Genomic DNA, 233 nt, shown 5'->3' with positions numbered 1-233 from the left:
ATGGAGCGGACCATTACTAATCGATCGAGGACTTAACCAAGTAAAGAAAACGTGAGTTTTCGGTGAAAGAGATAAATGATATCTAGTTTTGAGAGAATAAAATCTCAAGTAAATAGTGCGGTGATGATGGCACGAAGGATACACCTGTTCCCATTCCGAACACAGAAGTTAAGCTTCGTAACGCCGAGAGTAGTTAGAGGAACGCCTCTTGCGAGGGTAGGAAGTCGCCGTGC

At 44.2% G+C, this 233-nt stretch carries 1 rRNA gene; it reads left to right on the top strand.

The features are described 5' to 3' along the window. The first annotated feature begins 116 nt into the window (after positions 1–116). Positions 117–233: ribosomal RNA gene (rrf, locus tag NOU10_RS09360) — 5S ribosomal RNA — on the top strand.

The sequence above is a fragment of the Ligilactobacillus sp. MP3 genome, assembly GCF_024436335.1.
Classification (GTDB): domain Bacteria; phylum Bacillota; class Bacilli; order Lactobacillales; family Lactobacillaceae; genus Ligilactobacillus; species Ligilactobacillus salivarius.
This window is presented reverse-complemented; position numbering and strand designations above follow the sequence as displayed.